Origin of the sequence: Micropruina sp. (assembly GCF_047607385.1) — a bacterium.
Taxonomy (GTDB): domain Bacteria; phylum Actinomycetota; class Actinomycetes; order Propionibacteriales; family Propionibacteriaceae; genus Micropruina.
In genome coordinates this window covers 1-5,983 of the sequence record NZ_JASGDE010000224.1, presented here as the reverse complement: position 1 = coordinate 5,983, position 5,983 = coordinate 1, and the positions used below count along the sequence as shown (strand labels likewise).

Below are 5,983 nucleotides of genomic sequence, written 5' to 3'. Positions count from 1 at the left end.
GTTGCGGTGGTTGAACGAGGTCTGCGTGCGGATCGGGGTGCGCCGCAGCTGCACGGCCGGGGTCGCCGCCACCCACGTCGCGCCCGCCGCGGGAGCCGCATCGGCAGGACTGCGGCCGGAGTAGGCGCCCGCCGCAATGAGCGTGCCGAGCGGCGTGTGGAGGCGGCCGGATGTTTCGTCGACCTGCTGAGCCTTCACCAGATGCGGGACCGCCCAGCGCGGGACGTGCAAGACACCGGTCCCGGCGTACGCCTCGTACAGCCAGGCCTCGAGCTCCCCGATGCCGGTGTAGATCGTCGTGGCGGCGGTTCCGGCGGGCAGGCTGGTCGTGCCGCCGACGATCCGCGGCCACAGGGCCCGTTCGAGGGCCGGGCCTTCGCCGGCGGTGAGCATGCCGCGGGCGTGCTGGTCGACTTCGCCTTCGTCCCAGCCGACCTGCTTCACTTCGACGCCGGTCCAGACACGCAGTGGGCTGTCGGTGATCCAGGGGATGTCGTCGACGAGGTCGGCGAGCGCGGTGGGTGCGCAGTCGATGGTGTCGGTGACGGCCGTCGGGCGCGGGCTGATGGGGTATTCGACGCCGTCCACCCAGTGCAGGTCCGGTGTGCCGGGGATCTGGGCGACCGACAGCAGCCCGTGCCGTGACGGGGTGACGGCGGGTGCATCGGTCAGGAGCGGGGCGGTGGCGATCGACATTCGGGAGTCCTCAGATCAGATGGGGAGGGTGGGGACCCGGCGCGGGCCACGGATCAGAGGTCCGGGCGGCCCGCGCCGAGCGGCCTACTACGGGGTGACGACGACCTTGCCGTTGCCGTCGAGGACCTGCGGCGCACCGACGGTGCCGTTGACGCCGAGCGCCAGGGTGACCACCCGCGAGGAGTGCGCCCGCTTCGCCACCAGCAGCTTCTCCTCCATGAACAGCTGCAGGTAGTCGTTCGCGACGGTCATCGTCGAGTCGTAGACGGTGTCCAGGTTGATGACTTCGCCGCGGCCGCGGACGAACGTGCCCGACGGGTACACGAGGGCCTTCACAGTGGTCGGGTAGGCGGTCAGTGCGGTCGCACCACCGAATCCGGCCGACCCGGTCGCGTACGCGTCCTGCCAGTCGTACACCCACTGGACGCGGCCGCCGCGCTCGGCGATCAGCGAGGTGATCTTGGCGTCGGTGACCTGCTCGATGGGGATGCCGCTGCGCAGGGCGTAGTCGGCGCGGACCGTTTCCTTCGCCCAGATCGGGAGGACCACGTCGAACAGCAAGCTCTCCGGGGCACGTTCCTTGTAGCGGGCGTCGGTGACCGACAGGCCGATGCCGTTGAGGATCGAGCCGGTCGCCGACGGGCCGAGGGTCGCCGACAGGTTGACGGCGGTCGACGCGGCTTCCATCGCGTCGACGGTCAGCTTGTTGACGCGGTGCGCGTGCACCGCGGTCACACCGGCGATCGCATCCTTGGTGACCTCTGGGTACGCGTCGTTCTGCAAGAAGCCGACGGTGATGCCGGAGTAGACGGCGTCGGCGCGCTTCTCGGCGAACTCCGGGCAGGTCGGCCGGTACAGGACCTTGCCGGTGTTGGCGATGGCCTGCGCCTCGGTCTGGCGGAGACCGGCGTTACCGGCCCACACGTCACCGAACTGGACGCCCTCGGTGTAGCGGATGCCGCCACGCTTGACCTGAATGTCGGGGACGTCGATCAAGCCGGCGTTGGCGTCGGCGAGGTTCCCGACGACGTCGTACAGGGTGTCCGACGGTGCGCACCAGCCGCCGGAGGCGACGAGGCCACCTTCGATTCGGTTCTGGTCGCCCGCGTAGTCGACGACGGCCTGGTCGTTGTTGCCCGAGGCGACCAGCTCATCGGGGTAGGCGACCTTGATCTGGGCGACGCCGTCCTTGACGTAGGCTTCGACGCCGCCGCGCGGCATACCGGCGATGCGGGCCTGCACGGCGGCGACGAGGCCGTCCATGTCGAGGTCCGACCCGTTCTCGACACCACGAACACCGGCGGCGGCGGTGATCGCCACACCAGCTGGGCGGGCCGCCGGGGCGGGAGCCTTGTCCTTGATCGAGGACAGGTTGAACCGCTTGCTCGGCTTCGGGGCTCCGGCGGATGCGGCGACGGCCTCCACGGGGGCAGCGTCGCTGGTTTCGGCAGTGGCTTCCGCGTCTCCGCCTTCCTCACCGTCACCGTCGGCGGCCTCGGCGGGGTCGGTGCCGAGAACCTTCTCGGCCAGCGACTCACGCTGCGCGCGGATCTCGTCGGCGCGAGCATCGAGACCGGTGATCTGCTCCCGGGTGGTGGAGATGACGTCGGCGAGCAGTTCGAGGCCGTTGAGGGCGTCGTCGTCGGACGGGTCGGTGTCGTTGAGGGCACCGAACTTCTCCACCGACTCGTTGAGGAGCTGGTCGAGGTCTTCGCGGGTGACGTCGTCGCCGATGGTGGTCTTGATCGCGGCGGCACGCTCAGCGGCGTCGGCACCGGATGCGGCATCGAGGATGGCCTGGAGGTCGAGAGCCATGGGGAACTCCTGGGTCGGGTGACACAATGTGCCCGGCCCAACCGCCAGCGGCTATCTCCGATAGCGTAGCGCGTTCACTGCGAGGTTTGCGTGACCTGCGCGTAGTGCCCACCGTTGGCGGCGATGTCGCGGCGTGCTTCGGCCTCAGTGAGATACCGTTTCACCTTCCCGTCGGCGCGGTGCGCCTCATGCACCACCACCCGACGGCCAGACTGGCAGTTACAGCCCATTGACTCGGCCGTCGGTCCGGGTCCCGCAGGTTACTGACTTCGGATACCGCTGCGCGTACCGCTCGGCGCGAGCCTCGGACTGTTCTTCCATGACCTGCTGGTGCCCCTTGCGCCACGTCGTCTTGAGCAGCGGATGCGGATAGTCCGGGCACACGTCACCGGGCCCGGAGTTCAGGCCGGCCTGCTGCGCTTCGATGTACTGCTCACGCGTGATGCTCATTGCAGGTAATCCCCTCGCTTGTGCCGTTCGTCCCACTGGCTGAATACGCCCTGGATGACGTTCGGGTCCAGATTCTCGCCCAGCCTACCGGCCTCTACTAGACGAACGAGATCGGATTTGGTGACCCGGCCGCCGACGTCGTCAAGGAACTTCTTGGCTTCCGGCGACATGTACTTGCGGGCCTCAGCATCAGTCATCGAGAACAGCGTCTTGTGGCTGGTGTTCCACCAGGTCCAGAACTCGTCGTTGTCGTTGAACTGCCCGGCAATGAAGTGACCGTTCGTCTCAGCTTCCATCTGAAATTCGAGTTCCATCTGATACCTAAGATGAACCTCGTCGATCAGCTCATTGAATGACGTCGCCGCGTAGCCCTGCTGCTTCCCCAGCTTCACGAACTCGCGGCGCCGGACCTGCTCGGAGTCGAGGCCTTGCAGTCGGCCGAGGGCTTCTTCGTAGTCAATGCCTTCGGTGTCGGCGAGTTCCTCGGCGCGTTCCATGAGTTCCCATTCGCGGCGTTGCGCGGCGGTCGGTTCGATCGTCGCGGTGCCGTCGGGGCGCGGTGTTTCCAGCGCCTGCATCCAGTCGGCGAGCTCTTCGGGCTGCTCGGTGCGGGTGGCGGCGAGTCGCTGTTCGCGGTCGATGATCGCCGAGTAGGCGTCCCAGCGGTCGAGGTCATCCTGGAAGGTGTCGTCGTCCTCATGCACCTGGGCGTCGAGGCGCGCATACGCGGCGTCACGTTCGGCTTCGAGCATGAACAGGCGATCCGATGCCGTCGGGTCAGGTTCGTCCCACGGATCCGGATACGACGGCAGGTCCGGTTCGGCGTCAGGCTGGCGGCGGGCCCACTCGGTGAACGCGGCCTCGTACACGTCGGGGTTCTTCGTGTGTACGGCGGCGTCCTCCATCAGCTCGGTGAGGTCGTCGTCTTCCATGTGGGACAGGTTGAGGTCCTTCTTCCCGCCGCCGCGCATGACGATGATCGAGCCGATCGGCTGCTTGTAGCGGGCCGCACCTTGCGCGGTCCGGACGCGTCGCACCGCGGCAGCTGTGATCCCCGGAGCGCCGCCGGCCGCGGTGAGGGCCGGACGGTGCGGGGTCAGCCTTTTGGGCGGTACGCCTCCCCGAAGATGCGGCGCATCGCCCGCTCATGCGCCGACGCCGTCAACTCGTCCTGCGGTGCAGTCGGCTCACCGGTGTACGTCCACGTCGTACCGTCGGTCTGCGACCCGTCATCGTAGGCCGCGACACCATCGGAGTAGTCCGTCAGCTGACCACCGTAGGCACCCGTCATCGGGGACTCGTCTTCGAGCATCGGGTGATCGGTTCCGGCGCCGGCGTCGATGCGCGGCGGGACGGTGGTGTCGGTGATCGGTTCCCCCGCCGCCGGTTCGCCGAAGTCGTCGACGTTCGGGTCGAGGCCGTCCTCGGCAGTGAACGACGTCGACTGGCCGGAGTCGGGGCCGGTGTAGTCGTCGGTCGGGGCCAGCGCGGAGATGCTGTACCAGTTGGTGCCGTCGGTTTCGGTGTCGTCGTCGTACTGGGCGACACCATCCTTGTAGGCGACCAGCTGCCCGCCGTTCGCACCGGTCTCCGGGGCCTCGTCCTCCAACATCAGCTCCGTGGTGCCCGACAGGCGCGGCGGGACGTCGGAGGTGATGACTGCGGCGTCCCGGTTCGGGTGCTGGGCGATGTAGTCGACCTCGCTGGACCCGTTCGAGTAGTCGACGACATTCGGCGCGGCACTGCTGTCAGCTGGCGTCGTGTCCGAGGCGGTGGCCTGCCCGGCCGCAGCATCCTTGACCTTCACCTCAGCCAGGGCCGGGGTCAGGGTCGACTTCGCGGGAGCCGTCGCGGCCTGCGTATTGTCCGGTTTCGCGTCCGAAGATGCGGGCGTCGTGACGGCGTCGGACTTGGTCGCCTTCGCCTTGGAGTCGTCCACGTTCGCCTTCTCACCCGTCTTGGCCTGCGACTTCGCGGCGGGCGCGGTGGACGACTTCGCCGGGGCCTTGTCCGCGGCTGGCCCACCATCGTTCTTCGATGCCGCGTCCGTCTTCCCACCGGACTTCGGCGCATCCGCGTTCGGGGCGTCGACGGCCTTCGACTCCTTGCCGCCCGGCTTCGGCGCGCTCTTCTTGCGGTTCGGGTCGATGAGGTTCGCGACGTCGTTGCCCGCGGCCTCGGCGAACTTGCCGCCCATCTGCTGGGCCTGCGCGACAGCCTCGGGGATCAGGTCACCCACGGACACACCGAACCGGGCCGCGCCCTCCTGCGTCCGCACCCGGCGCCCACCGGCGGCGACGATCCATGCATACGGGGACGCCGACGACGCAATCATGTCGCGGATGTGGTCGGCCTGCTGGGCGTCCAGTCCGAGAGCATCCAGTGCATCTTCGTCGTCCATGACGTCGCCCCCGACAGAGTCGACAAACTGATTTCCGTCTTCGGTGCGCCCCCACGCAGGGACGTGGTAGAGGCCATCCGTGTCGTTCGCTGTTTCGTAGAGGCCACGCGCAATTCCCTCACCGCGATACTCTTCCGGCGTGTCCACGCTCAGGATTAGTCCGGAGTCGTGATCGGCGGAGAGTTCGCCGATGCTATCGCCGTCGATTTGGGCCCGATAGGTCGCCTTCCGCTTACCCGGACGGTCGGGGTCGTCGGTCAGGTCTTTCACGACGGTTATCTCGTCACCGAATTTGTTGGTGAACCGTCCAATCGGAGACCGCTTATGCTTGCTGGGGTCGAACGCTGCCGCGGCAGTCAACGCCCGCTGCACCTTCGCGATCGCCCGCGCCCGCCGGTCGACGCGCGCGGCGGCAGTGATCGCCGCGACCCGCTCGACGACGGCGGCACGCCGCCGCTCGGCCGCGAACCGCGCATCGACGATCCGTTCGGCGGCCGCGGCAACCAACGCCTCCACCTCCGCCGCCGACAGCAGCGACGGCTGGGTGACGACACCCGCAGCGACCAACGCCCCATAACCACCGGCGGCGACCAACTGCTCAGTGCGCGGCACCGGAAACCC

At 68.2% G+C, this 5,983-nt stretch carries 5 protein-coding genes; all 5 read right to left on the bottom strand.

The genetic code is table 11. The annotated features are described in order from the left end of the window. Nucleotides 1-696, bottom strand: a 696-nt coding sequence (locus QM582_RS19170) for a hypothetical protein (protein WP_415087139.1), incomplete at its 3' end; no start/stop codon positions are given. A gap of 87 nt (nucleotides 697-783) precedes the next feature. After that, nucleotides 784-2,511, bottom strand: coding sequence for a major capsid protein (locus QM582_RS19165; RefSeq protein WP_415087137.1), 1,728 nt, complete (start codon nucleotides 2,509-2,511; stop codon nucleotides 784-786). Nucleotides 2,512-2,730: 219 nt separating this feature from the next. Beyond that, the gene (locus QM582_RS19160) at nucleotides 2,731-2,961 is read right to left on the bottom strand and encodes a hypothetical protein (RefSeq protein ID WP_415087135.1); all 231 of its coding nucleotides are present in this window, start codon (nucleotides 2,959-2,961) and stop codon (nucleotides 2,731-2,733) included. Beyond that, entirely contained in the window at nucleotides 2,958-3,998 is a 1,041-nt protein-coding gene (locus QM582_RS19155) for a hypothetical protein (protein WP_415087134.1), read from the bottom strand. Before QM582_RS19155 ends, QM582_RS19160 begins: the two co-directional genes overlap by 4 nt. 59 nt (nucleotides 3,999-4,057) lie before the next feature. Continuing rightward, nucleotides 4,058-5,983: hypothetical protein (locus tag QM582_RS19150; protein WP_415087132.1), on the bottom strand; the 1,926-nt coding region annotated here is incomplete at its 5' end.

Excerpts from the sequence above, each read along its gene's own strand:
- QM582_RS19165 (WP_415087137.1), bottom strand. The coding sequence starts at position 2,511 with ATGGCTCTCGACCTCCAGGCCATCCTCGATGCCGCATCCGGTGCCGAC.
- QM582_RS19160 (WP_415087135.1), bottom strand. The coding sequence starts at position 2,961 with ATGAGCATCACGCGTGAGCAGTACATCGAAGCGCAGCAGGCCGGCCTG.